Raw genomic sequence first — 26,390 nt, forward strand, 5'->3', positions numbered from 1 at the left:
TTCTTTTCTGCTTTACAATACATGCACATAAGCCGGATTTGTGACGGTGTTCCTTACATCTAGTATAAAACAAACGAACGCATATTCGCTAAATAAAAGTATTCCCAAAAGAGAAAAAGTGGAGAAAAAGAAAAAACCTAGCCTGAGCTAGGTTTTGACTTACGCGTGTTTATTAATTAATTCTGTTAATGCTTCTTTTGGTTGGAAACCAACTACTTGATCAACTTTCTCTCCATCTTTAAATAATACTAAAGTTGGGATACTCATAACACCAAATTTTCCAGCTGTTTCTTGGTTTTCATCAACGTCTACTTTCACGATTTTAACTTTATCGTTAAGTTCACCATCAATTTCTTCAAGAACTGGAGCAATCATTTTACAAGGGCCACACCATGGTGCCCAAAAGTCAACAAGCACTAGGCCTGATTTAATTTCATCTGTAAAGTTTTTATCTGTAGCATGTGCAATAGCCATTTTAATTCCTCCTAAATATATGCAATATCCAAATTCTACTCACAGTATATCACCTTCAAATAAGGTTTGCTAACTTTTTGCTTACATTTATACTGTTTATTCTTCGCTCTAGTTTGTACAATTTACATAAAAACATACGTAGAAAATTTCGTTTTCCGTGAGGTTGAGACATAACGAAATGAATTCCATCTAAAGGTGAACAAATAGTATACAAAGACTGAACCGCTTGTGCCACCGCAGTTGATTTCTGTGCAAGACTTCGCTTTCTGCAGGAGTCTTGCACAGAAATCAACTGCTGCTAGAAAGACCCACACACATAAAGTTTACCCCAACAAAAAAACGAACCACTAATCAAACATCTTGATCAATAGTTCGTTCTTCACTTCGTCTAAAATACTTTTGTCCCAGCCTCTTACGCAGACTGTACTTTCAGCTTTTTAAATTCTTCCGTTAGCAGAGGCACCACTTCAAATAAATCTCCAACGATTCCGTAATCAGCTACTTTAAAAATATTAGCCTCAGGATCTTTGTTAATAGCAACAATAATTTTTGAATTTGACATGCCGGCCAAATGCTGAATGGCTCCTGAGATTCCGCAGGCAATGTATAAATCTGGTGTGACTACTTTGCCCGTCTGACCGATCTGAAGAGAATAGTCGCAGTAATCTGCATCGCATGCTCCGCGAGACGCCCCAACAGCTCCATTTAACACGTCCGCTAGTTCTTGGAGAGGTCCAAAACCTTCCGTGCTTTTTACACCTCGACCACCTGCAATCACGACTTTTGCTTCGGATAAATCAACCCCTTGCGTTGCTTTACGTACAACTTCTTTTACAACTGTACGCAGGTTTTTGATTTCAACATTTAAATCCTCTACATCACCTGTACGTCCGTCGTCTTTTGCAAGCGGTGAAATATTATTTGGACGAATTGTGACAAACGTAAAAGCATCGGTCATGATTTTCTTTTCAAATGCTTTACCAGAATAAATTGGGCGGGTGAAGACTACTTGATCCCCTCCAACTTCTACATCCGTCACATCGGAAATAAGTCCTTTGTCTAAGCGAGCTGCCAGTTTTGGCGCTAGGTCTTTGCCAAGAGCCGTATGGCCAAATACGATAGCTTCAGGCTGTTCACTTTCAATGATGGCTAATAACGCCTGAGCGTAGCCATCCGATGTATAAGCAGCTAAATCTTCATGCTCCGTCACAACAACTTTATTCGCTCCGTACGCAATAAGCTCTTCACTTAAAGCTTTTACGTTCTTTCCTACTAACGCTGCAACAATTTCTCCACCGTCAGCTACAGTAGATGCTGCGGAAATCGCTTCAAACGATACGTTTCGTAATCCCCCATCACGTGCTTCTCCTAGAACTAACACTTTGCGTCCCATTGCAATACCCCCATTGTTTTGACTTTTGACTTATTAAATGACTTTTGCTTCCTTATGCAGTAAATTGACCAGTTCTGTCACTTGATCTTTTATATCTCCTTGTAATACGCGTCCTGCGTCTTTTTTCGGAGGCAAATAAATTTCAATAGTCTTTGTTTTTGCTTCTACATCATCTTCATCTAAATCTAAATCATCCAATTCCACTTCAACCAACGGTTTCTTCTTCGCTTTCATAATCCCTGGAAGAGATGGATAGCGAGGTTCGTTAAGTCCCTGCTGAGCTGTTACTAAAAGAGGAAGCGACGTTTCGATAACCTCAGAATCACCTTCCACATCGCGTACAACAGTCACTTTTTCACCTTCGATATCCAATTTTGTAATCGTCGTAATATAAGGGATTTCTAACTGTTCTGCTACGCGCGGTCCCACTTGGCCCGAACCTCCGTCAATCGCTACGTTTCCTGCCAAAATCAAGTCAGGAGATTGTTCTTTTAAGTAATGTGCCAGCAGCCTAGAAGTCGTGTACTGATCGCCATCTTCTATGTCATCTTCCGTATTGATTAAAACCGCTTTATCTGCTCCCATAGCCAAAGCTGTTCGGAGTTCTTTTTCTGATTCTTCCCCTCCTACACTCACGACCGTAATCTCCCCGCCATGCTTTTCCTTTAGCTGAATAGCTTCTTCAACTGCATACTCATCGTAAGGATTAATAATAAATTCAGCCCCATCTTCAACAATTTGACCATTTTTTAATGAAAGTTTCTCCTCTGTATCGAATGTTCTTTTCACTAACACGTAAATATTCATTCAATTCCCCTCCTAAGCTTATTTTCCTAAAAATTTAGGCTGGCGCTTTTCAATAAAAGCGGCTACGCCTTCTTGAGCATCCCGGCTTTTGAATACGCTTCCAAAAAACTGCGCTTCTTTTTTAATGCCGCTGTAGTAAGCATCTGTTTTTACATGCTGAAGCAGCTGCAAGGTAGCTTTAACAGAAATCGGGCTTTTTTTGGCAATTTTTCTAGCAAGTAAAAATGTTTCATTGATAAGCTGACTTTCTTCAAAAGCTGCATTTGCCAATCCTAACTCCACTGCCTCGCTTCCGGATATTGGATCACTGGTCAGCATCATCTCACAAGCCTTATGAACTCCTACATAACGAGGCAATCGCTGAGTTCCTCCAAACCCTGGTATAATTCCTAACTGCAGCTCAGGCAAGCCCAGCTTAGCGTTTTCCGTTACCAAACGGATATGGCAGCTCATAGCAAGCTCCAACCCTCCGCCTAAAGCAGCTCCATGAATAGCTGCAATCACTGGTTTTGGGTAATTTTCAATATACTCAAAGAGCTCTTGACCGTTAACAGCAAGCTTCTCGTATTCTTTTTCCTGCTGAAGTGATGTGAATTCTTTTATATCAGCTCCGGCACAAAAGAATTTCCCTTCACCTTTAATAACGATAACCCTTGTCTCTTTACTATCTTCCAAATGTTTCAAAACACTTGAAAGATCTTTTAATAAATCTTGAGACAAAGCGTTAGCAGGTTGTCTATTTAACGTAATGAAGCTTATTGCATCAACAGTTTCAACCTGGATAATCTCCATTTGTTTACGCCACCCTTTCTTTCTATTTTCATTACCTTGCGCTTTTTCCCCTCGCAGGGGAGCAGCAGGCTCACTTACGATTATGAGCCGCTGCAGCCGTTTAACAGCAGGGAATGGACTTTATCTACCGATTCTATTAGACCATATCGATGATCGTTCATTACCCATGTTGTGACAGTTTCATCAATCGTTCCAAAAATCATCTGTCGCGCAAGACGAATATCTATATTTTCAGAAAACTCACCCGTTTCGATTCCTGTCTGCAAAATAGAATCAATGAGAGTCAGATAATCTTTTAATACATCGTTAATTTTCAATCTTAAATCTTTGTTCGATTGACGCAGTTCGAGCTGTGTCACTGTAGCTAAATGATGATCCTCTGCTAGAAACGAAAAATGTTTGTCAATTAACACATGAAGTTTTTCTGCCGCGGTTTCAATTCCCGCCAGTTCTTCATAAATTTTTTCTACAAATTGTCCCATCTTCTCTTGAAACAAGGAAATTAAGACATCTTCTTTGTTTTTAAAATATAAATATATCGTACCATCTGCAACTCCAGCCTGCTTAGCAATTTTAGACACCTGAGCATTGTGGTATCCGTTTTCTGCTATTACTACTACAGCTGCATCGATAATCTGTTTATACTTTGGCTTATTTCTTCTCAATCTTATACGCTCCTTTAAAATATGAATGATTATTCATTCATATCTTTATAATAAAGAAACCGCAAGTATCTGTCAATTATGTTTCAGTAAAAAAATCAAAGGCGACGATCGATTACGTCGCCTTTTTATGCTTTTCATTTTCTTCATCAATCAGCGCTCGTCGCAGAATCTTACCGACCGCTGTTTTGGGAAGCTCATTTCGAAATTCATAAAGGCGCGGAACTTTATAAGCAGCTAAATACTTTCTGGAAAACTCATTTAGCTCTTCTTCAGTACATCTTACACCATTTTTTAATACAATGTAAGCCTTCACCGTTTCTCCTCTATATGGGTCAGGAACACCTACTACTACAGCTTCTTGAATTTTTTCATGCTCATATAATACTTCTTCAACTTCTCGAGGATAGATATTATATCCCCCGGCAATAATAATATCTTTCTTTCGGTCTACTACATAAAAATAACCTTTATCATCCATATAGCCAACATCACCTGTTAGCAACCATCCGTCTCGCATAACAGCCTCCGTTTCTTCAGGCTGCTTCCAATATCCTTTCATGACCTGAGGACCTTTAACCGCAATTTCTCCTACTTCGCTTACAGCAGCTTCTTTACCTGTTTCAAACGAGAGAATTTTGGCATCCGTGTCTGGCCAAGGTACTCCAATGCTTCCTGGTATTCTCTCTTCCCAAAGAAAATTAGCATGAGTAACAGGAGAGGTTTCTGTTAATCCATATCCTTCTACCAGTTTACCTCCGGTGATCTTTTCAAACTGCTCCTGCACTTCTACAGGAAGGGGAGCCGAACCGCTCATACATGAATCAATGGAAGATAGGTTGTATTTTGCTAAATCAGGATGATTTAATAATGCGATGTAAATTGTCGGAGCACCTGGAAATAAAGTAGGCTGCTGCTTATGAATGGTTTTGAGCGTCGTTTTTGCATCAAATTTAGGCAGAAGAACCATCTCATAATTTTGCAAAACCGATAGAACAAGAACTGTTGTTAAACCATACACATGAAAAAATGGGATAATTCCAAGCACTTTTTCTTCTCCATGCTTGCAGCGGTATAACCAATGTGAACACATCGTTGCATTGGCTACCAAGTTTTTATGAGTAAGCATGACTCCTTTTGGAAAACCCGTTGTTCCCCCGGTATATTGTAAAATCGCGATATCTTCGTCTGAAATTCCCTCAGCGTTACATACTGCTGGAGAGGATTCATTTATAATACGTTTAAATAAATGAGTAGTCTCCGTATGACTCACATCCACGCTTATCTTCTGCTGCTTGCGCTGAATAAATGGATACATTATGTTTTTGGGAAATGGGAGATAATCTTGAATAGAGGTGATGACTACGTGCTTCACTTTTGTTAACGCTTTCATTTTTACTACACGCGGATATAGCAAATCGAGTGCAATAATCATGGCCGCTTCTGAATCATTAAGCTGATACTCTAACTCTCTTTCCGTATACAAAGGATTTGTTTGAACGACTACTCCTCCGGCAAGAAGAACCGCATAAAAGGAAATGACTGCTTGAGGGCAATTTGGAAGCATAATGGCTACTCTATCCCCTCTTTTTAATCCCAGTTCAATAAGGTAAGATGACAGCTTTAGAGAATCTTGATGCAGCTGGGAAAACGTCATTTTTTTCCCTAGAAAATAGATTGCGCTTTTTTTAGGATCCTTTTGAACTGCATCTTCAAAAAGCTGTGCTAAATTTTTTTGTTCATAATGAAGCCTAGCAGGTATTTCATCTGGATATTGAGAAAGCCATATCTTTTCGGTGGATTCCACACGTATCCTCTCCCTCAAAAAAATAAAAAATTAGAATTTTCTAATTAAAATTATAGTTCATTCTTTTTTTAGATGCAATCGTTATTGAATGTTCTCTTTCCTACCTAATCACTCTTTCATCCTGCAGCGTAATAAATAAAAATTGGATTTACCCCTGTACATTATCCGAATTTTTTGTATATAATAAAAATTAGATTTTTTTTAAGGAGCTGTATGAATTGACAACAACATTGACTAAAGGACCGTTTAAAGCAGATCACGTTGGAAGCTTTTTGCGTCCCGAGCGTATCAAGCAAGCACGATTACAAGTGGAAAACGGGGAAATGACAAATAAACAGCTTCGAGCAATTGAAGATGAAGAAATTCGTAAGCTCGTAGAAAAGCAAAAACAAATTGGATTAAAAGCCGTCACAGACGGTGAGTTTCGCCGTGCGTGGTGGCACTTTGATTTTCTGTCAGAACTTGTTGGCGTAGAACTTTACGAAGCAGAGTCGGGAATTCAGTTTCACGGGGTCCAAACAAAAGCTCACGGTATAAAAGTAACTGGAAAACTAGATTTTAATCACCACCCTATGATTGAAGATTATAAATTTCTTCATCAAGCTGCTGGAAAAGAACACGTAGCTAAGTTCACCATTCCAAGTCCTAATATGCTGTTTTTCAGAGGTCATATTGAAGAGTCTGCTTATTCGGATACGGATGTATTTTTTGCTGATTTAGTTAAAACATATCAAAAAGCCATTCAAGCATTTTATGATGCCGGATGCCGCTATTTACAGTTAGATGATACTGCGTGGGCAGTCTTTTTCTCAGAAAAAGGACAAGAACAAATCGCTTCAAAAGGTTTCACGCCCCAAGAATTACTGAAACGTTTTACGGATGCGATCAATGAATCCATTGCGCATAAGCCAGATGATATGGTCATTACAATGCATATTTGCAGAGGGAATTTCCAGTCTACTTATACAGCAAGCGGCGGATATGAAAATGCGTCAAAAGCTATTTTCAGTCAGTTAAACGTAGATGGACTATTTTTAGAATTTGATGATGAACGCTCAGGGGGATTCGAACCTCTTCGACATGTAAAGCGAGATGATCTTCAGATTGTCCTTGGTCTTATCACATCAAAATTTGGAGATTTAGAAGATCCTGAAGCAGTGAAAAAACGAATTGCTAAAGCGGCAGAATTTGTTTCTCTTGATCAAATTTGTTTAAGTCCCCAGTGCGGATTTGCTTCTACAGAAGAAGGAAATTTACTTACTGAAGAGCAGCAGTGGGATAAAGTAAAGCACGTGATTTCAATTGCTGAAGACGTATGGAAGTAATCATTAAAAAAGCTGACCTGCTTTAAGGTCAGCTTTTTTGCTGTCATCATAATGTTAGGAAAAGCTATATAGATAAATAGATAAGACCAATAAGCATAAACACTCCGCATAAAACGAGTAAAATTTTCGCTAACTTCTCCATCACTCTCTCCTATCCTATCCCTGCTCCTATTACATAGGACATACCGATTGAAATAACAAGTGAAATAAACCCAACGGCTCTGTTATCTTGTTCAATTTCATCATCGATTCGAAATTTTGGCGTCAAAAATTCGAAAATAAAATAGCTGACTAGTAAAAGAACGAACCCATATATTCCCCATCCGAGCATTCTTAACAAATTGTCGTTATGCTCAATCGAATAGCGAAAAATATTAGCTAATCCAAATATTTTCCCACCTGTTGCCATCGCAACAGCCATATTTCCTTTTTGAATCTCTTCCCAATTCTTATACTTAGTAACGAGCTCAAACACAACAAGAAAGACGACAATGCTCAAGACAACCACGCTGTAATAAGCGGCGGATTCAATATACGGGTCTTTCCAAAAATCCCTCATTTTTGCATCACTCCTAATTTATATTACGCTCTACGTAATGAACTGACAGGTCTCTTTCCTTTACTTGTATCGTTCTTAAAAGAGATAAAAAACCCAGCATAGTCCATGAGCCATGTCGGATTTTCTATCTTCATATATGCTTGTTCAGCGCATCGACTGACACCTTTATTTCAGCGTTCTTTTATTTAAATTCCACAACCGTAACGCCAGAACCTCCTTCAGAAGCCTCTCCGAAACGAATATTTTTAACAGAACGATGATTTTTCAAATATTCCTGTACGCCTTTACGAAGAGCTCCAGTTCCTTTACCGTGGATAATCGAAACGCGCGGATAGTTGGCTAACAAAGCATCATCAATATATTTTTCAACTCGAATCAGCGCATTTTCATAGCGCTCTCCTCTTAAATCCAATTCTAGATTTACATGATAATCTTTTCCCTTTACCGTAGCAAGCGGCTTGGTTTCTACAGGTTTTGGAGAACTGATATATTCGAGATCTTTTTCTTTCACCTTCATTTTCATGATCCCCATTTGTACTTGCCATTCATTATTGCTTACTCGTTCTACAAGCGTTCCTTTTTGTCCCCAGCTTAAGACTTTCACTTCATCTCCAGCTTGAAGAGTGCGCTCTTGTTTTTTCGGCGCAGCCGGTTTCTTTTTACTTTTTTCAAGAGTTGGAACTGCATCTTCTAGACGTTTACGCGCTTCAATCAATTCATGCTCTTTTACAAGCGCATGATTTTTTTGACTCATTTTACGCAAATCGCTAATGATTTTCTCTGCTTCTTCAGATGCTGCTTTAACTGTGGCTTGAGCTTTTTCTTCAGCTTTTTCGTACAGCTTATCTCGTTTTTCATTAAACTCAATAATCTGACTCTGTAATTCTTTATGAAGCTTCTGAGCCTCTTTTCTTAGCTCTTCAGCTTCTTCTAGCTCGTGTTCAGATTGACGGCGGCTATCTTCAAGAGAGGCAATCATATTTTCTACTTTATTTGTTTCTGAGCCAATATAGCCTTTGGCACGTTCAATTACTTCAGCACTTAAACCTAAACGTTTTGAAATCTCAAAAGCATTGCTTCGACCCGGTACACCAATCAGCAGCTTGTAAGTAGGGCTCAACGTTTCAATATCAAACTCTACGCTAGCATTGACCACTCCTTCACGGTTATAGCCGTACGCCTTTAATTCAGGATAGTGAGTAGTCGCAACTACGCGAGCTCCTTTTTCATATACTTGATCTAAAATCGAAATCGCAAGCGCTGCACCTTCTTGAGGATCCGTTCCTGCTCCCAATTCATCGAACAAGACCAGACTTTCGTGATCTACTTTTTGTAAAATATCTACAATGTTGACCATATGAGATGAAAAGGTACTCAAACTTTGTTCAATCGACTGCTCATCTCCAATATCAGCAAATACGTGCTTAAACACAGCCATTTCCGATCCATCCAGCGCAGGAATCTGCAAACCCGCTTGAGCCATTAACGTAAATAATCCAAGTGTTTTTAACGTTACGGTTTTACCGCCGGTATTTGGTCCTGTAATAACGATAGACGTATATTGATCACCTAGCTCAATATCATTCGCAACGACGTCTTCCTGTGCAATAAGAGGATGTTTTGCCTTCACTAACTTAATATAGCCTCGGTCGTTCATTTTAGGTTTTGAAGCTTTTAGCTCATGGCTATAGCGTCCTTTAGCAAACATGAAGTCCAGCTCACCTAACAGATACACGTTTTGACGGAGTTCATTTGCCACTTCCGCTACCTGAACGGTTAAAGCAATGAGAATACGCTCAATTTCTTGTTTTTCTTTTACCTTTGCTTCTTGAAGCTCATTGTTTAACGTCACAATCGCCTGAGGCTCAATAAATAAAGTTGCTCCGGATGAAGACTGATCGTGCACAATGCCTCCATACGCACTGCGATATTCTTGCTTAACAGGAATAACGAAACGTTCGTTTCGAATGGTAACAATTGCATCTGACAACATTTTTTGAGCAGACGAGGAGCGAATAAGGCTCTCTAGCTTTTCGCGAATACGAGACTCCGTTGAGCGAAGTTTTTGACGAATGCCTCTTAGCTGGTCGCTTGCACCGTCCAGCACTGTGCCATTCTCATCAATACTCATTTTAATTGTTTGTTCTACCTCAGGAAGAGGCATTAGTTTTTCGATATGTTCAGTTATAATTGGAAGCTGTAAATCTTCGTCTTCCACTACTTGCTCGATAAATTGCTTGACTTGTCTTGCAGCATAAATAGTGCTTGCTACATCAAGAAGTTCATTAGAGCTTAGCGTTCCCCCAATTTCAGCACGCTTCACGCTAGGTCGAACGTCAAAAATGCCCCCTAGCGGTACGTTGCCACGCAATCGCAGCACGGTTGTCGCTTCATCTGTTGCTTCCTGCCATTTGACTACTTCTTCATACTGAGTCGAGGGAATCAAATTCGCTACTTTTTCTCGGCCTAAAGAAGAAGCTACTTTTTTCTGAAGCTGTTCCTTAACTTTATTAAACTCTAGTACATGAAAAATACGTGATTGCAAAACTGATTCCTCCTGTTGCTTATTTATGTCGATTTAAAAAGGCGGTTAATTCTTTGAGACTATACGTATTTAATACCGTTTCTGGTTTAAGCCAGCCTTTAATTCCCGTAGATATTCCAATTTCCATATGCTCTAGCATGTCTAGATTGTGAGCATCTGTATTAATAGCAATTTTAACTCCTGCCTCTTGGGCTTTTTTTATGTGTTCAGCGGCTAAATCTAAACGGTTTGGATTCGCGTTTAGTTCAAGAGCCGTTTTTGTTTCTTTAGCTAATTCAATTAGCATATCAATATCTACATCATATCCGTTGCGGCGACCAATCAAACGACCCGTCGGATGAGCGATTAAATCTACATGAACATTGTTTAACGCTTGCTTTAAGCGATTCATAATTTCTTCGCGTGATTGCGAAAAACTAGAGTGAATGGACGCAATAACAAAATCTAGCTCAGCTAGCATTTCATCATCATAATCAAGTGTTGCATCAGGCAAAATATCCATTTCAATTCCTGCTAGTATTGTAAAATCATCGAACTGTGCGTTTAAACGATTAATTTCTTCACGCTGTTTACGAATGCGTTCAGGCGTTAGACCGTTAGCTACTTTTAAATACTGAGAATGGTCTGTAATCGCCATGTACTCATAGCCTCGCGCGCGACATGCTTCCGCCATTTCTTCAATCGAATACGCCCCGTCGCTCCACGTGGAGTGCATATGCAAATCACCTTTTACGGCACCGTAGGTCACAAGGGTTTGAGGCTTTATAAATGCATCTACTTCCGTTCCATCTTCACGAAGTTCAGGCGGAATAAAAGACAGGCCAAAATGTTCATAGAATGCTTGTTCAGACTCAAAAGTCATAACTTCGCCTGTCTCCGCATTTTCAACGCCATACTCGCTAATTTTTTCACCGCGTTCTTTTGCTAATTGACGCATACGCACATTATGATCTTTTGATCCTGTAAAATGGTGAAGCGTTGTGGCAAACGCTTTATCTTCTACAAGACGAAAATCCACAGACACATCGTACTCATAGGCTAACGTTACCGATACTTTTGTATCTCCATTTGCAATGATATCCTTCACATTTGGCAGCGATACTAGCTGTTCACGGACAGCATGAGGCTCAGCTGTTGAAATAATAAAATCGAGATCTTTTACGGTCTCCCTCATGCGGCGAATGCTCCCTGCTTGAGAAAAACGCTCAATGCTATGCATCTGTTTAAGGGCTTCTAAAATTTCTTCCGCTATTGGAAGCATAAAAGCAAGAGGCAAACGATCAGGACGCTTCCCAAACTCTTCAATGGCAGCGATAATTTTTTCTTCTGTCTTTTTACCAAAACCGCTTAGTCCCTGCACTCGATTTTCCATACAGGCCTGATGCAGTGATTCCATATCTCGAATATCTAGCTCTTTATATAATTTAGCGATTTTTTTACCTCCAAGCCCCGGCAGCTTAAGCAAAGGAATAAGTCCTTCAGGAACTTCTTGCTTTAGTTCTTCTAATACGCTTGACTCATTTGTTTCCATATACTCTGTAATGACTGCAGCCGTTCCTTTTCCAATCCCTTGGAGCTTGGTAAAATCCTCAATCTCTGTCAGCGTTCTTTCGTCCGTTTCTAGCGCTGCAGCTGCTTTTCGAAAAGCGGAAATTTTAAAAGGGTTATCTCCCTTTAATTCCATATATGTAGCAATTGTTTCTAACAATTTAATAATATCCTTTTTATTCATCTCTTTTCACCAGCCTATTATCATAATAACGAAACTTTCAAAAACATGATGAGTGACATATGTACTCTCCCAAATTTTCATCTAGACATATTTTTATCCTCATGAAAACCGCAGGTCAGACTGCGATAAAAAAAGAGGGTATCTCAAAAGTATTATGACACTTTCGACACACCCTCTCAACAAGCTATTGTAATTTCATTACATTACACCATACTGAGTCCACAAATCTTGAATCGCAGACGATAAGTATGGAGTATTTTGTACGATATTGATTGCAATTGAAGACTGTTGAATTGGCGTTTGAATTTCACTTACAGGAATCACGGCTCCAATGTATAACAAAATAAAAACGATGATATACACTTCAACGAATCCAAGTGCACCTCCGCCCCATTTATTTAACTGGCGCAGAATTGGCAGTTCGGTTAAAGCCGTTAAAACAGAGCCTGCAAGGCGAAGTACAATGTGAGTAGCAAAAAATAAAATCGCAAATGCAATCATTCGATAAAAAGCGTCTTCTATCGTTCCAGAATCAAATACAAACGATGCGACACTTTGCTGCTGAATATTGTCCGGAAACGGAATCAACAAGCGAAGTCGGCTTGCCAGATCTCCACTAAACATATAAGCGACGATAAACGAAACCGCAAAACTGACAATATGAATGAGCTGCAAAATAAATCCTCTTTTAAGACCGGTTACAAAGCCTAAAAGAAGCAATATAATTAAAATGATATTAAGCATTGACTCAGTCATTCCTCTTTTCCATAAAGTTTTTGTTCAAGTCTCTCATAGTCTTCTTTCAGTTTTATATATTCGTGTACAGCATTCACAGCTGTTAATACTGCTAATTTATTGATATCTAAAGAAGGGTTTTTAGTACTGATTTCACGCATTTTTTCATCCACTATAGAGGCGACAAGTCGAATATGGCTTGTACTTTCGCTACCGACGATGCTATACTGCTGACCAAAGATGTCAACTGTCGCACGTGTTTTATCTTGTCTTGACACGAGAAAATCCTCCGTTCCACGAAAAATCCTAATCCCTATCATACCACGAAGAAGACTTCAATGGAAACATATCTATATTTAAGCTATCATAAGGGATAGTGCTTATAAAGTAAACTAAAATACCCCGAAAGGAGTGAAGCATTATGTCACATGCTGTTATTAAGGTATCAGCTGATCAAATAGCTAAAATGAAGATTCATTACACATCCTATCTACAGCCCAAACTTCCGCAGGGAAGTATTTTTGCAGCTAAAACTCCCGGCTGTTCCATCACTGCGTACCGCTCTGGAAAAGTACTTTTTCAAGGAAAAGAAGCTGAAACAGAAGCGGCTAAGTGGGGAGGTCCTTTAGATGCTGCGAAAAAGGCTCCTGTCTCACACCTCCCATCAAACTTCAGCTCACTATCTGTCATCGGTTCTGACGAGGTAGGGACAGGAGATTATTTTGGTCCTATGACCGTAGTTGCTGCCTATGTTCAAAAAGAGCAGCTTCCTTTATTAAAAGAATTAGGAGTACGAGATTCAAAAGAGTTAACGGATGCTAAAATTATTGAAATTGCCAAGCAGCTTGTTTCGTTTATTCCCTATAGTTTGCTTGTTTTACATAACGAAAAGTATAATGCATTTCAAGAAAAAGGCATGTCACAAGGTAAAATGAAAGCTCTGTTGCACAACAAAGCTTTATCCAACGTGTTAAAAAAATTGGATCCTGAAAAACCCGATGCCATTTTAATTGACCAGTTTGTCGAAAAAAACACCTATTATAAACACGTGGTAAAGGAAAAAGAAATTATCAAAGAAAATGTCTTTTTCAGCACAAAAGGAGAAAGCGTTCATTTATCTGTAGCTGCTGCTTCCATTATTGCCAGATACGCATTTTTAAAACAAATGGATTTGCTGACGGAAAAGACCGGGATGGTTATTCCTCGGGGAGCTGGCGCACAAGTTGATATCGCCGCTGCTAAAATCATTAAGAAACATGGCGTGAATGCGCTGAACTCCTTAGCTAAAATTCATTTTGCTAATACGGAAAAAGCTTTAAAATTAGCTAAAAAATAAGAGATGTGGAAATCCACATCTCTTTTTTTATTCTTATGAACGAAGCGTTGCACCAAATTCTTTTTCTACAGCCTCTAACACTGCACCATGTGCTTTTGCTACTTCTTCATCAGTTAATGTACGTTCAGGATCTAAGTATCGTAAAGAGAAAGCTACAGATTTCTTGCCTTCTTCCATACGCTCGCCTTCATATAGATCAAATACCGTCACGTCTTTTAAAAGTTCTCCGCCCGTCGTATAGATGACGCGCTGAACTTCTCCTGCAAGAACGTTTTTATCTACCACAAGTGCAATATCACGTGTAATAGATGGGAATCTTGGAATAGCTGAATAACGAACTTCTTCGACATCTGCAGCTAATAACTCTTGAAGGTGTAATTCAAATACGTATGTTTCACGAAGACCATACTGTTTCTGAGCAATAGGATGAACTTGACCTACGTATCCAATTTCTTTTTCATCTAACCATACAGCCGCTGTACGTCCAGGGTGCATACCGTCTTTTTTAACAGGAGCATATGAGATTCGTTTCTCTAAACCAAGCTGTGCAAATAACCCTTCTAGTACACCTTTAATCACATAGAAATCAACGACTTTCTTTTCACCTTGCCAGCCGTGAGCATGCCATAGACCCGTGATTGCACCAGCTACGCGCTCCTGCTCATCCGGTAATTCTCCTTCACCTTTAGATAAGAACACTGAGCCTGTTTCGTATAGTGCAATAGAATCCGACTGGCGAGCATTATTATGCTTCACTGCTTCTAGCAAATGAGGCACTAAGCTTTGACGAAGGATGCTGCGATCTTCACTCATCGGCATTGCTAGACCAATCGTACTTGTTGCATTTAGTGCAAACTGAGTAGCTTTTTCAGCGCTCGTTAGCGAATATGTTGTTGTTTGTGCTAGTCCCGCACCTTCTAAGAAACGGCGAACTTTACGGCGTCCAAGCTGATACTCTGTTAGTTTTCCTGGAGTTGCCACTGTTACAGGAAGCGTTGTAGGAAGGTTGTCATAGCCATACATACGCGCTACTTCCTCGACGATATCTTCTTCAATTGTAATATCGCCTCTACGAGTTGGCACTGTTACAACAATGGTTTCGTCTTCCACTTTGTTTTCAAATTGAAGACGGTTCATAATGTCTTGTACTTCTTCCATTGATAGCTCTGTACCAAGCACATCGTTAATACGGCCAAGTGACACAGCTACAACAGCAGGTTCCACAGTTAGTGTATCTACTTCTACAGTACCGCTTACCACTTCACCTGAAGCGTATTCAGCCATTAATTCTGCTGCGCGGTCAGCAGCTACACGCGTACGGTTAGGATCAATTCCTTTTTCAAAACGAGCGCTTGCCTCACTGCGAAGACCGTGGTCTTTTGAAGCTTGGCGAACCGTTAAGCCTTTGAAGTAAGCTGATTCAATGAGAACATTTACCGTATCGTCTTTTACTTCGGAGTTCGCTCCGCCCATTACACCTGCAAGAGCTACCGGCTCACTGCCGTTTGTAATGACAAGCTGATTGCCTTTTAATACGCGCTCTTGATCATCAAGTGTTACAAACTTTTCGCCTTCTGACGCGTGACGTACAACAATTTCTTTTGAACCAAGACGATCATAGTCAAAAGCATGCAGCGGCTGGCCGTATTCAAGCAAAATATAGTTGGTAATATCAACAACGTTGTTATGAGGTCGAATACCAGCTGCCATTAAACGCGTTTGCATCCATAATGGTGACGGAGCAATTTTTACGTTTTTCACAACGCGCGCTACGTAAAGCGGATTGTCTTCTTTTGCCTCTACTTTAACGGAAAGATAATCAGCTGCTTGCTCATCAGACGTTTGCACGTTTACTGACGGATACTTCACTTCACGACGTAAAATAGCAGCCACTTCATGTGCTACACCTAACATACTTAAGCAGTCTGAACGGTTTGGTGTTAGCCCTAGCTCTAATACTTCATCGTTTAAGTTTAATGCATCTAGTGCATCCGCTCCTACTTCAGCATCGCTTGGGAACACGAAGATGCCTTCTTGATAATCTTTTGCCACAAGCTTGCTTTCAATGCCAAGCTCTTGAAGAGAACAAATCATACCGTTCGATTCTTCACCGCGAAGCTTAGCACGCTTGATTTTAAAGTTACCTGGAAGTACAGCTCCCACTTTTGCAACCGCTACTTTTTGACCTTGTGCCACGTTCGGTGCTCCGCACACGATTTGAACGATTTCTCCTCCGCCAAGATCTACTTGACAGCGGCTTAATTTATCAGCATTTGGATGCTGTTCACGTTCTACAACGTGACCAATTACTACTCCGCTGATGCCTTTATTTAAGTTTTCTACACCTTCAACTTCAATTCCACTTTTTGTGATTTTATCTGCTAACTCTTCTGCCGTTACGCCTGATAAGTCAACATACTCTTGTAACCAACGATAAGATACAAACATCGTAGTCCCTCCTTTATACTTGTTTAAATTGATCTAAGAAACGAACATCATTTGTATAGAAATGACGAATATCATCCACGCCGTGTTTTAACATAGCAATACGCTCTACACCGATTCCAAAAGCAAACCCACGATATTTAGTTGAATCGTATCCAGCCATTTCAAGGACATTTGGATGAACCATGCCGGCTCCTAAAATTTCAATCCAGCCTGTTTGTTTACATACATTACAGCCTTTACCTCCACATTTTGCACACGATACGTCTACTTCTACAGACGGCTCAGTGAAAGGGAAGAAACTTGGACGAAGACGAATTTCACGGTCTGCACCGAACATCTTTTTCACAAATACTTCAAGCGTGCCTTTTAAATCGCTCATACGAATATTTTCGTCTACTACAAGACCTTCAATTTGCATGAATTGATGAGAATGCGTAGCATCATCATCATCGCGGCGATACACTTTACCCGGGCAAATAATTTTAACAGGTCCTTTGCCTTCATTCTTGTTCATAACACGAGCTTGAACAGTTGATGTATGCGTACGAAGAAGCGTTTCTTCCGTAATATAGAACGTATCTTGCATATCACGCGCTGGGTGACCTTTTGGCAAGTTCAGCGCTTCGAAATTATAGTAGTCCTGCTCTACTTCCGGTCCTTCTGCTACTTCATAGCCCATTCCTAAGAATAAATCTTCTACTTCTTCAACCACGCTTGTTAGCGGGTGATGCGTACCTGCTTTAACAGGGCGTCCTGGCAGCGTTACGTCGATTGTTTCTGAAGCGAGTTTACGCTCTACCTCGGCTGCTTCTAACGCCGTTTGTTTTTCTTCAATTTTAGATGCAATAGCTTCACGCACTTCATTTGCAAGTGCTCCCATTACAGGACGCTCTTCAGCTGAAAGTTTTCCCATACCGCGAAGTACTTCTGTGATAGGGCCTTTCTTTCCTAAATAAGCTACGCGTACGTCGTTTAATTCTTTTAAAGCACTTGCTGCTTCGACTTTTGCAATTGCTTCTTGTTGAAGTTCTTGTAAACGTTCTTTCATCACTTATTCCTCCTTTTAACGTAAAAAATGACAAATAAAAAAACCTCCTCCCAAAAAAGGGACGAGGATTAGTCGCGTTACCACCCTTGTTAACTATATACACAGACGTATACAGTTCACTTCATTCAAGTTAACGGAATCTCCGGAACACCTTTACATCTATGTAAGATGGTCTAAGTGTCAACTCAAGAGGTGAATTCACTTATTACATTTATAAAAATGCTTTCAGTCACGGCATTTTCTCCCTGCATAAATGGCCATAAGCTACTGCTCTCTTTCATCGTTTTTTACATATGTAACTATTGTATTATTATAGTGAAAACACGTTCTCGATGCAACTACATTCCGCGTAAATAATAAAGTAAGATTCCAGAAGCCATGGCAACATTTAGCGACTCGCTCTTTCCATAGATGGGAATGTACAGATTCTGATCCGTTTGTTCCAGCACTTTCTGGCTTACGCCGTTTCCTTCATTTCCCACAATCAGCGCAAATTCGTTTGAAGGTTTTACGTGTGTGTAGACCTTTCCATTTTGTAGCGACGTGCCGTAAACAGCTATTCCTCTTTCTTTTAACAGTGAAATCATTTCGAGTAAATCACCTTTTACAATTGGAAGGTGAAAAATAGCTCCTTGCGTTGAACGAACAACTTTTGGGTTGTACACATCCACGCTGCCCTCTCCAACGATAATAGCCTCCACTCCGGCAGCATCAGCAGTTCGAATAATCGTACCTAGGTTACCTGGATCTTGCACCGCATCTAAAAGCAATACTTTCTGTGCTGTATGAATGATTTCTGCATGCTTCGTTTGAAAACACACAGCGATAATTCCTTGAGGTGTTTCGGTGTCAGATAACAATTTGATTATTGCTTCGTTTACAACGGTTATTTCAATACCATCTATGTTCCACTGTGCTGGTACTTCAATCGGTTCGCGTATAATTAGTTCCTTTACGCAATCCTTATTTTTGATAGCTTCTTCGACTAAATGAAAGCCTTCTACCATAAAAAGGCCCTGCTTATCACGGTCTTTTTTATTATGCAGCTTTTTCCACGCTTTTACCTGCGGATTTTTAACTGAATCAATTTGTTTCACAAACATAACTCCTTTATCTATACAAAAATAAATAGTTCGATTACATTTTGCTCAATAATCATTAGATAAGTTTCACTTTATTGTACATAGAAATCGCAAAGAAAACAAAAGCTATTGGTAACTTTACGATAGCTGAGGTGAAAATGATGGATCTTAATTTACGAAATGCTGTTATTGCAAACGTTTCAGGAAACTCAAAAGAAGAGCTTGAAGCTACAATTTCTGACGCTATTCAAAGCGGTGAAGAAAAAATGCTCCCTGGACTTGGTGTTTTATTTGAGGTGCTTTGGGAAAAGTCTCCAGAATCAGAAAAAGAAGAAATTCTGACAACGCTTGAAAACGGTTTAAAATAAATAGCCTTTTCCTATGTACAGCAAAAAGCTCATTCTCCTAGGAGAATGAGCTTTTTTTAATTATACGTAATTGCGTTCACCGTATTTCGGTCTAAGCGTTTAATTACTTCGGCAATTAATTTAACTGCATTTTCATAATCATCACGATGAAGCATCGCTGCATGAGAATGGATATAACGAGTTGCGATCGTAATCGAAAGTGCTGGAACCCCGTTAGCTGAAATATGGATAGAACCTGAGTCCGTACCGCCTCCAGCGATTGCATCAAATTGATATGGAATATTTAATTCATCTGCCACATCTACCACTGTATCTCGAAGTCCTTTATGAGAAACCATGGAAGCATCATATAAAATGATTTGCGGACCATCTCCCATTTTAGAAGATGCTTCTTTATCAGAAACACCAGGTGTATCACCAGCGATACCGACATCAACAGCAAATGCAATATCCGGTTCAATAAAGTTAGCGGATGTTTTTGCACCTCGAAGTCCAACTTCTTCTTGCACCGTTCCTACACCATACACAACATTTTCATGTGTTTCATTTTTTAAAGCTTTTAATACATCGATAGCGATTGCACAGCCAATACGGTTGTCCCAGGCTTTCGCTAGCAGCATCTTTTCGTTGTTCATAACCGTAAATTCGAAATAAGGAACAACCTGATCACCAGGCTTCACTCCCCACTCCGCTACTTCTTCTCTGCTAGAGGCACCAATATCGATGAACATATCTTTAATGTCAACTGGCTTTTTACGAACTTCTGGAGGCAGGATATGAGGAGGCTTTGAGCCAATAATCCCTGTTATCTCTCCTTTAGACGTAACGATGGTTACGCGTTGAGCAAGCATAACTTGAGACCACCATCCGCCTACCGTTTGAAAACGAATAAAGCCGCGTTCATCAATTTGAGTCACCATAAAGCCTACTTCATCTAAGTGACCGGCTACCATAATTTTAGGCCCTTGTTCGTTGCCTACTTTTTTTGCAATCAAACTGCCTAGCCCATCCGTCGTTACTTCATCTGCATAAGGTGCAATATATTTCTTCATAACCTCACGCGGTTCACGCTCATTTCCAGGAATTCCTTTTGCATCTGTTAGTGCCTTAAGCATTGTCAATGTTTCATCTAACTTTGTCATATGGATTACCCCTTTCATATGTATACCTCTATTATAGCTAAAAAGAGGTTGAAGTAAAATTTCCCATCCCTTTATTTCTAGTATCCTTGTTCTTGGCGTTTAAAATTCACTTCATTTTTTGAGATGTATGCTTCTTCAATATGTTCAGCGGAAAAACCAAACATATCGCCAAGCGTCATGTAAGATACAAACATGTCCACATAGTTTTCTTTCGACTGATCCTGCTCGAAAGCAACAACTTGTGCAAATACCTGTAAAAATTGTGCTGTTTTTGAATCACTTGCTTTTGCATTTGGTAACTCAGTTAAATCATCGTATCCTTTTTCAACCCCTAAAGAAAGGATAAAATGTACGCCGTCCACAAATTCTTCTAAAATAACAGCGTCTTCAGCCGGAGGTTTGACGCTCCAAAATTTGAAGCAGCGCGTTTCGTTTGCCAGCTCTCCCATTTCGACAAGCAGTGCTAAAAGCTTTCTCGGAATCAAATCTTCCTTATGAAGCTCATGCTTATCCTCTATATGCTGATCCAGCTGGCGCTGCATGGTAAATAGCTGTTGTAAATTCAATGTAATCACTCCTGTAATTATGTATATCTTCTTCTTTTTAAACCAATAAAGAAATTATATCAAAAATCATGAAACTTTTTAGAAACTCGAACGTAAAGTAAGAAAACTGTGCCTTGTAAAGGAGGGAGCGTTATGTTTGTTATTGTTTTCGTTCGCGTGTTCATTTTCGCGCTTGTTGCTTACACACTATTAAAGCTGGTTCAGCATTTTCGCAGTCCAAAGCGGAAGCTTGTAGCAGCACAGGAACATCAGCAATTTTTTGTTGTTGACGAAAAAACGAATATCCGCAAAAATTTTCTACTAACGTATAAAGGTATTTTATTTGAAGGAGAAAAATACAGCAATCCCAATGAACCAGAATCTGTGTCAATTACAATGGTGTTAACAGATCCATCTCGATTACATGAACTGCAAAAACAAGATTTCAAGCTGCTGGAAAGCCACGTACACGACATGTATCCAAATGCTCCTATTCGCTGGAAAAGCCCCGTTCGAGAATTTTTACACTGAGCACAAAATCATTTGTGCTCAGCTGATAACAAAAAAGAAAAGTAAGTCAAGAGCAGCAAGAATAGGAAAACCTACTGTAAACGATGTGTGCTTCGTTTTATGACGATAGCAATACATACCAATCAGTCCTCCAAGAGCTCCCCCGACAGCAGCTACCGTCCACAGTGTACTTTCGGCAATTCTCCACTCATGTCTTTTCGCTTTTTGTTTGTCTCTATACATCATTCCTACCCCTACGATATTAATAACAATAAAATAGGTAAGCAGCAGTTCATTCATGATATGTCCTCCGATAGCAAAAAAGCCTCATCATCTAAAGATGACGAGACTTTATATTCATTACTTATCTAAGCCTTTTTTAGCAGCAGTTGCTAATTCAGCAAATGCTTTTTCATCAGCTACAGCTAAGTCAGCAAGCATTTTGCGGTTAACTTCAATACCTGCTAATTTTAAACCGTGCATTAAACGGCTGTAAGAAAGACCGTTCATACGAGCAGCTGCATTAATACGTGTGATCCATAATTTACGGAAGTCACGTTTTTTCTGACGACGGTCACGATAAGCATACATGTGAGATTTCATAACTTGCTGATTAGCAACTTTATATAATCTATGCTTCGAACCGAAGAAACCTTTAGCTAATTTTAAAACTTTTTTACGACGTTTGCGTGTTACTGTACCGCCTTTTACGCGTGGCATAATTGTTTACCTCCTGTATTGTTTCTATCTCAACCCAAATTACTTAATGTTATCTAATAAGTGACGGATACGTTTGAAATCACCTTTGCTTACTAAAGAACCTTTACGTAATTTACGCTTTTGTTTTGTAGATTTGTTAGCGAATAAATGGCTTGTGTAAGCACGAGCACGTTTTAATTTACCGCTTCCAGTCTTTTTGAAACGCTTTGCAGCGCCACGATGTGTTTTCATTTTTGGCATGGGGTGTTCCTCCTCGTTCTATTACTTCTCGTTTTTAGGTGCCAAGACTAAGAACATGCTGCGGCCTTCCATTTTAGGAGCCGATTCAACTGAACTTACATCTTCGCAAGCTTGTGAAAAACGTTCAAGTACTTTTTGGCCAATCCCTTTATGAGTAATGGCACGACCTTTAAAGCGAATAGACGCTTTCACTTTGTCACCTTTTTCAAGGAACTTGCGTGCGTTACGAAGTTTAGTGTTAAAATCATGTTCATCAATTGTTGGACTTAAACGAACTTCTTTTAAGTTTACAACTTTTTGGTTTTTACGAGCTTCTCTTTCTTTACGTTGTTGCTCATAGCGGAATTTACCGTAGTCCATAATACGACATACCGGCGGTTTCGCATTTGCAGCAACCATTACTAAGTCAAGATTTACTCGTGAAGCAATTTCTAATGCTTCATTTTTTGATTTAATTCCTAATTGTTCACCATTTTGATCAATTAGACGAACTTCGCGAGCTCGAATGCCCTCGTTTACCATCATGTCCTTGCTAATAAGTAGCCACCTCCAAGGTTTAATGAGCGAATACGCTTGCTTAGACCGATTATTAACTCACACAAAAAAGTGTGAGTACATACTGCACCCACACTTCTATCGTTTTAATTAAGATACGATGTACCTGCTAACTGCTCTATGCGTCACTCAGGTGAGAAGCGGGTGCTTCTTCTTCTGTATAAACAAGTATTCAATTACTTAAGCTATTATAGTATCAACAAAGACAAAAGTCAATGATTTCGTTCTTTTTTAACAACAAAAGTTATTGTATCAAAGGAAAAACATTTATGCAATAGTTTTTTATAAATGTTAGATAAAAAAGCAGAGAATTTCAATTCTCTGCTTTTTTCATTAACGAGATGCTTCTGCTTTTACATTTTGTAAAAAGGCTTGGAAATCCACTGTTTCTGAATTCTGCTCACCATATTTACGTACGTTTACTGCTTTATCCTCTACCTCTTTATCCCCTACAACAAGCATATAAGGAATTTTTTGCATTTGAGCCTCACGGATTTTATAGCCAATTTTCTCATCGCGAGAATCAAGTTCCACACGAATACCGGCAAGCTGAAGCTGTTCTTGCACTTCTTTTGCATACTCAAGGTGAACCGTAGGTGATACCGGAATCACTTGAACTTGTACAGGTGCTAACCACGTTGGGAAAGCTCCTTTGTATTCTTCGATTAAGAAAGCTACAAAACGTTCCATTGTTGACACCACGCCGCGGTGAATAACAACCGGTCGATGTTGTTTTCCGTCTTCCCCTACATACGTTAAATCAAATCGTTCAGGAAGTAAGAAATCTAGTTGAACCGTAGATAGCGTCTCTTCTTTACCAAGAGCCGTTTTAACTTGAACATCTAGTTTTGGACCGTAGAATGCCGCTTCGCCTTCAGCTTCATAATAATCAAGGTCAAGCTCATCCATTGCGTCTTTTAACATGCTTTGTGCTTTTTCCCACATTGCATCATCATCAAAGTATTTTTCTGTATCTTCAGGGTCACGGTAAGATAGACGGAATGAATAATTTTCAAAGCCAAAATCTTTATAAACCGCTTCAACTAAGCGAACTACACGAATGAATTCTTCTTTGATTTGATCCGGACGTACAAAGATATGCGCATCATTTAGCGTCATGCCTCGAACACGCTGAAGCCCTGATAATGCTCCTGACATTTCGTAACGGTGCATCGTTCCAAGCTCAGCAATACGGATTGGAAGCTCACGGTAGCTGTGAATACCTTGTTTGTAAACCATCATGTGATGAGGACAGTTCATCGGACGAAGCACTAGGTCTTCGTTATCCATTTCCATTGCAGGGAACATGTCATCTTGGTAGTGCTCCCAGTGACCAGACGTTTTGTAAAGTTCTACACTTCCGAGCACTGGAGTGTAAACGTGCTGATATCCAAGGCTTACTTCTTTATCTACGATATAACGCTCGATAATACGGCGGATTGTCGCACCTTTTGGAAGCCATAAAGGCAGACCTTGTCCTACTTTTTGAGAATTTGTAAATAAGTTTAGCTCTTTACCAAGTTTACGGTGGTCACGTTCTTTTGCTTCTTCAAGAAGACGAAGATGCTCGTCTAAATCTGCTTTTGTAAAGAATGCAGTACCGTAAATACGCTGCAGCATTTGATTATCGCTGTCTCCGCGCCAATAAGCACCCGCCACGCTTAATAATTTAAATTCTTTAATTTTGCCTGTTGACGGCACGTGTACGCCTCGGCAAAGGTCAAAGAATTCGCCTTGTTGGTAAATCGTAACCTTTTCACCTGCTGGAATCGCATCGATCAATTCAAGCTTTAGTTCATCCCCAACTTCTTTAAAAAGTTGAATGGCATCTTCACGAGAAACTTCTTTTCGTTCAATTTCAATATTTGAATTAACGATTTTTTTCATTTCTTTTTCAATTTTACCTAAATCTTCAGGAGTAATTGATTCTTCCATATCGATGTCATAGTAAAAACCGTTTTCGATAACCGGTCCTACACCTAACTGTACTTTTGTATCTTTGTATAAACGTTTGATTGCTTGAGCCATTAAATGCGCTGTACTGTGACGCATAATTTCAAGCGCTTCAGGAGCATCTTGCGTAATGATTTCAAGACTGCCATCTTGTTCGATTGGCGTACGTAAATCCAGCAGCTCGCCGTTTACTTTGCCTGCTAATGCTTTCTTCTTTAATCCCGGGCTAATAGAAGCCGCAATATCTTCTGTTGATGATCCTTTTGGATACTCTTTAACAGCTCCATCAGGAAATGTCATTTTGATTACTTCTGACACAACTTTCCACTCCTTTAACATAACTGAATAAACTTTTTGTAAAAACAAAAAACTCGTCCCTTATCAAAAGGGACGAGTTGTGTATACACGCGGTACCACCCTTGTTTCCTCTTCGTATCTTGGATAACCCAAAGAACCCGAAGCGGCTCGAGGTTTTATAACGGAAATTCCGTCAGTAATTACTAGAGGCTCTGCTCGTTTACTACTGAAGTTTAGAGGTGGTAAGAATATATTCCGTGTTAGGAGATTTTCAGCCTGGATCTCCCTCTCTACAAACCGTAAATATACACTCATGTCCTCATCATAACTTGTAACATATAGCTGTTTTTCAATATGCATTTATTATATTCATTTTCAAAATAGAAATCAACCTTTCACGTTATATTTTGCTTTTGATCAAACGGAAATTCATTTTTTTCGTATAACATAACTTTTTCTTGGAAGATATTTTGAATGGTATATACAAAATCATGATCATGCTGGTCGCTATACAGATGAATAGCAGCTGGAGATAAACTTAGCAAAGGCGCGATAATAGTTGAGTCTATGTATAATGATTCTTGTTCAGATAAAAAGGCCTCTGCTAGAGCTGCACATTCACGTTCAGGAACATATCTATTGTTGTGGTCGTACAGTACAAACTTGTTTTTATTCAAGTGCATTACATACACATCGCCTGTAGATGACTGTCTTTCATTAGCTGCTTGACGCAGCTGATGAATAAGAATTTGATAGTCTTGTTCAAGCTTATATTCATCAATCGCCAGCTCGGCATAATAGCGCAGCCGCTCTTGATATTCTTTTAAACGGAATTGGAGAAAAGACTCAAAGGTGAATGTTACATTATGAATGAAGAAGTCTTGAAGAGCCTGGCGGATAAGTAATTCTCTTGGAAAAGAAAATGTTTTTTGAGGGATTTCGCCTCTCTCTCCTTCCATAATCCCCCCCATAATTTGAAGCAGCAAATCTTGCTCTTCCTCTTCTGAATAGAAAAATTGTTCTTTTAATATGTTTACCATCATCTTTTTTTCTTTCTTTTTTAAAATTACGTGTGTTAATACCGGTATCACCATGTCTTGTAAAATGGCCTCTCTATTGTATGTCTCATCAATGACTAAAAGCTGATTATTCACCAGCTTCAAGCACTGTGAACCATATGATAAAGCGCTTCGCTTCGCGCATAAAGACTCATATACAACGACTGCGTCTTCTACATATTTAAAGAATATTTTCATTCCTCATAGCCCCCCTTTGGACACGCTTTATTAATGTATATGGGGCAACATGCAAAAAA

At 39.5% G+C, this 26,390-nt stretch carries 26 protein-coding genes and 3 other annotated features; of the genes, 4 read left to right on the forward strand and 22 right to left on the reverse strand.

Features of this window, described 5'->3' with window-relative positions; genetic code table 11:
• Window positions 1–159: 159 nt before the first annotated feature.
• The 6 genes from trxA to AC3WJG_RS07695 form a co-directional block, all read right to left on the reverse strand.
• On the reverse strand, window positions 160–474 hold the full coding sequence (gene trxA / locus AC3WJG_RS07670) for a thioredoxin (protein ID WP_013059404.1): 315 nt from the start codon (window positions 472–474) through the stop codon (window positions 160–162).
• 412 nt (window positions 475–886) lie between these two features.
• Window positions 887–1,867 carry an electron transfer flavoprotein subunit alpha/FixB family protein gene (locus AC3WJG_RS07675; RefSeq protein ID WP_028410542.1) on the reverse strand — a complete coding sequence of 327 codons (981 nt, stop codon included), beginning with the start codon at window positions 1,865–1,867 and terminating at the stop codon, window positions 887–889.
• A gap of 33 nt (window positions 1,868–1,900) precedes the next feature.
• Complete coding sequence (locus tag AC3WJG_RS07680; protein ID WP_098331521.1) at window positions 1,901–2,674, reverse strand: electron transfer flavoprotein subunit beta/FixA family protein; 774 nt, start codon at window positions 2,672–2,674, stop codon at window positions 1,901–1,903.
• 18 nt (window positions 2,675–2,692) lie between these two features.
• Window positions 2,693–3,466: an enoyl-CoA hydratase gene (locus tag AC3WJG_RS07685; RefSeq protein WP_013059407.1), complete on the reverse strand. Its 774-nt coding sequence runs from the start codon at window positions 3,464–3,466 to the stop codon at window positions 2,693–2,695.
• 80 nt (window positions 3,467–3,546) lie between these two features.
• Window positions 3,547–4,131 carry a fatty acid metabolism transcriptional regulator FadR gene (gene fadR, locus AC3WJG_RS07690; RefSeq protein WP_013059408.1) on the reverse strand — a complete coding sequence of 195 codons (585 nt, stop codon included), beginning with the start codon at window positions 4,129–4,131 and terminating at the stop codon, window positions 3,547–3,549.
• A 112-nt stretch (window positions 4,132–4,243) separates the two neighbouring features.
• Complete coding sequence (locus AC3WJG_RS07695) at window positions 4,244–5,935, reverse strand: AMP-binding protein (protein WP_221840666.1); 1,692 nt, start codon at window positions 5,933–5,935, stop codon at window positions 4,244–4,246.
• Window positions 5,936–6,153: 218 nt separating this feature from the next.
• Between AC3WJG_RS07695 and AC3WJG_RS07700 the strand changes: the two genes are divergently transcribed.
• Entirely contained in the window at window positions 6,154–7,260 is a 1,107-nt protein-coding gene (locus AC3WJG_RS07700; protein WP_102813844.1) for a 5-methyltetrahydropteroyltriglutamate--homocysteine S-methyltransferase, read from the forward strand.
• A gap of 151 nt (window positions 7,261–7,411) precedes the next feature.
• On the opposite strand, the gene AC3WJG_RS07705 is transcribed toward AC3WJG_RS07700, so the two are convergent.
• From AC3WJG_RS07705 to zapA, 5 genes are all read right to left on the reverse strand, one after another.
• Complete coding sequence (locus AC3WJG_RS07705) at window positions 7,412–7,819, reverse strand: DUF350 domain-containing protein (protein WP_013059411.1); 408 nt, start codon at window positions 7,817–7,819, stop codon at window positions 7,412–7,414.
• 181 nt (window positions 7,820–8,000) lie between these two features.
• Window positions 8,001–10,364 (reverse strand): endonuclease MutS2, encoded by a 2,364-nt coding sequence (locus AC3WJG_RS07710; RefSeq protein ID WP_060745468.1) that lies wholly within the window; start codon window positions 10,362–10,364, stop codon window positions 8,001–8,003.
• Between the two features lie 19 nt (window positions 10,365–10,383).
• Window positions 10,384–12,096, reverse strand: a complete 1,713-nt coding sequence (gene polX, locus AC3WJG_RS07715) for a DNA polymerase/3'-5' exonuclease PolX (RefSeq protein ID WP_025750639.1) — start codon at window positions 12,094–12,096, stop codon at window positions 10,384–10,386.
• Between the two features lie 198 nt (window positions 12,097–12,294).
• On the reverse strand, window positions 12,295–12,852 hold the full coding sequence (locus AC3WJG_RS07720) for a CvpA family protein (protein ID WP_014458067.1): 558 nt from the start codon (window positions 12,850–12,852) through the stop codon (window positions 12,295–12,297).
• Window positions 12,849–13,109: a cell division protein ZapA gene (gene zapA, locus AC3WJG_RS07725; protein WP_013059415.1), complete on the reverse strand. Its 261-nt coding sequence runs from the start codon at window positions 13,107–13,109 to the stop codon at window positions 12,849–12,851. Before zapA ends, AC3WJG_RS07720 begins: the two co-directional genes overlap by 4 nt.
• Window positions 13,110–13,252: 143 nt before the next feature.
• Between zapA and rnhC the strand changes: the two genes are divergently transcribed.
• On the forward strand, window positions 13,253–14,167 hold the full coding sequence (gene rnhC / locus AC3WJG_RS07730) for a ribonuclease HIII (protein ID WP_028410535.1): 915 nt from the start codon (window positions 13,253–13,255) through the stop codon (window positions 14,165–14,167).
• Between the two features lie 33 nt (window positions 14,168–14,200).
• On the opposite strand, the gene pheT is transcribed toward rnhC, so the two are convergent.
• The 3 genes from pheT to AC3WJG_RS07745 all read right to left on the reverse strand — a co-directional run bounded on the left by pheT (window position 14,201) and on the right by AC3WJG_RS07745 (window position 18,766).
• Window positions 14,201–16,615 (reverse strand): phenylalanine--tRNA ligase subunit beta, encoded by a 2,415-nt coding sequence (gene pheT, locus AC3WJG_RS07735; RefSeq protein WP_028410534.1) that lies wholly within the window; start codon window positions 16,613–16,615, stop codon window positions 14,201–14,203.
• A gap of 13 nt (window positions 16,616–16,628) precedes the next feature.
• Window positions 16,629–17,663 (reverse strand): phenylalanine--tRNA ligase subunit alpha, encoded by a 1,035-nt coding sequence (gene pheS / locus AC3WJG_RS07740; protein WP_014458064.1) that lies wholly within the window; start codon window positions 17,661–17,663, stop codon window positions 16,629–16,631.
• Window positions 17,664–17,717: 54 nt separating this feature from the next.
• Window positions 17,718–17,953: a binding site (T-box leader), on the reverse strand.
• Window positions 17,954–18,001: 48 nt separating this feature from the next.
• Window positions 18,002–18,766 (reverse strand): TrmH family RNA methyltransferase, encoded by a 765-nt coding sequence (locus AC3WJG_RS07745; RefSeq protein WP_221840664.1) that lies wholly within the window; start codon window positions 18,764–18,766, stop codon window positions 18,002–18,004.
• A gap of 140 nt (window positions 18,767–18,906) precedes the next feature.
• Between AC3WJG_RS07745 and sspI the strand changes: the two genes are divergently transcribed.
• Window positions 18,907–19,113: a small acid-soluble spore protein SspI gene (gene sspI, locus AC3WJG_RS07750; RefSeq protein ID WP_013059420.1), complete on the forward strand. Its 207-nt coding sequence runs from the start codon at window positions 18,907–18,909 to the stop codon at window positions 19,111–19,113.
• A 56-nt stretch (window positions 19,114–19,169) separates the two neighbouring features.
• Here sspI and AC3WJG_RS07755 read toward each other — a convergent pair whose 3' ends face one another.
• Window positions 19,170–20,255: a M42 family metallopeptidase gene (locus AC3WJG_RS07755; RefSeq protein WP_121946064.1), complete on the reverse strand. Its 1,086-nt coding sequence runs from the start codon at window positions 20,253–20,255 to the stop codon at window positions 19,170–19,172.
• Window positions 20,256–20,332: 77 nt separating this feature from the next.
• Window positions 20,333–20,821: a dUTP diphosphatase gene (locus tag AC3WJG_RS07760; RefSeq protein WP_337133904.1), complete on the reverse strand. Its 489-nt coding sequence runs from the start codon at window positions 20,819–20,821 to the stop codon at window positions 20,333–20,335.
• Between the two features lie 132 nt (window positions 20,822–20,953).
• Between AC3WJG_RS07760 and AC3WJG_RS07765 the strand changes: the two genes are divergently transcribed.
• Window positions 20,954–21,331, forward strand: coding sequence for a hypothetical protein (locus AC3WJG_RS07765; RefSeq protein WP_221840662.1), 378 nt, complete (start codon window positions 20,954–20,956; stop codon window positions 21,329–21,331).
• 18 nt (window positions 21,332–21,349) lie between these two features.
• Here AC3WJG_RS07765 and AC3WJG_RS07770 read toward each other — a convergent pair whose 3' ends face one another.
• The 6 genes from AC3WJG_RS07770 to ytxC form a co-directional block, all read right to left on the reverse strand.
• Complete coding sequence (locus AC3WJG_RS07770; protein WP_102813837.1) at window positions 21,350–21,610, reverse strand: DUF1294 domain-containing protein; 261 nt, start codon at window positions 21,608–21,610, stop codon at window positions 21,350–21,352.
• A 60-nt stretch (window positions 21,611–21,670) separates the two neighbouring features.
• Window positions 21,671–22,030 carry a 50S ribosomal protein L20 gene (rplT, locus tag AC3WJG_RS07775; protein WP_013059425.1) on the reverse strand — a complete coding sequence of 120 codons (360 nt, stop codon included), beginning with the start codon at window positions 22,028–22,030 and terminating at the stop codon, window positions 21,671–21,673.
• A gap of 39 nt (window positions 22,031–22,069) precedes the next feature.
• A complete protein-coding gene (rpmI, locus tag AC3WJG_RS07780; protein WP_013059426.1) occupies window positions 22,070–22,270 on the reverse strand; it encodes a 50S ribosomal protein L35 in 201 nt (66 codons plus the stop codon).
• Between the two features lie 21 nt (window positions 22,271–22,291).
• The gene (gene infC, locus AC3WJG_RS07785; protein WP_013059427.1) at window positions 22,292–22,795 is read right to left on the reverse strand and encodes a translation initiation factor IF-3; all 504 of its coding nucleotides are present in this window, start codon (window positions 22,793–22,795) and stop codon (window positions 22,292–22,294) included.
• 69 nt (window positions 22,796–22,864) lie between these two features.
• Window positions 22,865–22,987, reverse strand: a sequence feature (ribosomal protein L20 leader region).
• Window positions 22,988–23,158: 171 nt separating this feature from the next.
• Window positions 23,159–25,117 carry a threonine--tRNA ligase gene (gene thrS, locus AC3WJG_RS07790; RefSeq protein WP_260505429.1) on the reverse strand — a complete coding sequence of 653 codons (1,959 nt, stop codon included), beginning with the start codon at window positions 25,115–25,117 and terminating at the stop codon, window positions 23,159–23,161.
• Window positions 25,118–25,161: 44 nt separating this feature from the next.
• Window positions 25,162–25,410: a binding site (T-box leader), on the reverse strand.
• 60 nt (window positions 25,411–25,470) lie between these two features.
• Window positions 25,471–26,331 (reverse strand): sporulation protein YtxC, encoded by an 861-nt coding sequence (ytxC, locus tag AC3WJG_RS07795; protein WP_060745474.1) that lies wholly within the window; start codon window positions 26,329–26,331, stop codon window positions 25,471–25,473.
• Window positions 26,332–26,390: the final 59 nt, after the last annotated feature.

The organism is Priestia sp. FW507-14D1A (assembly GCF_058781295.1).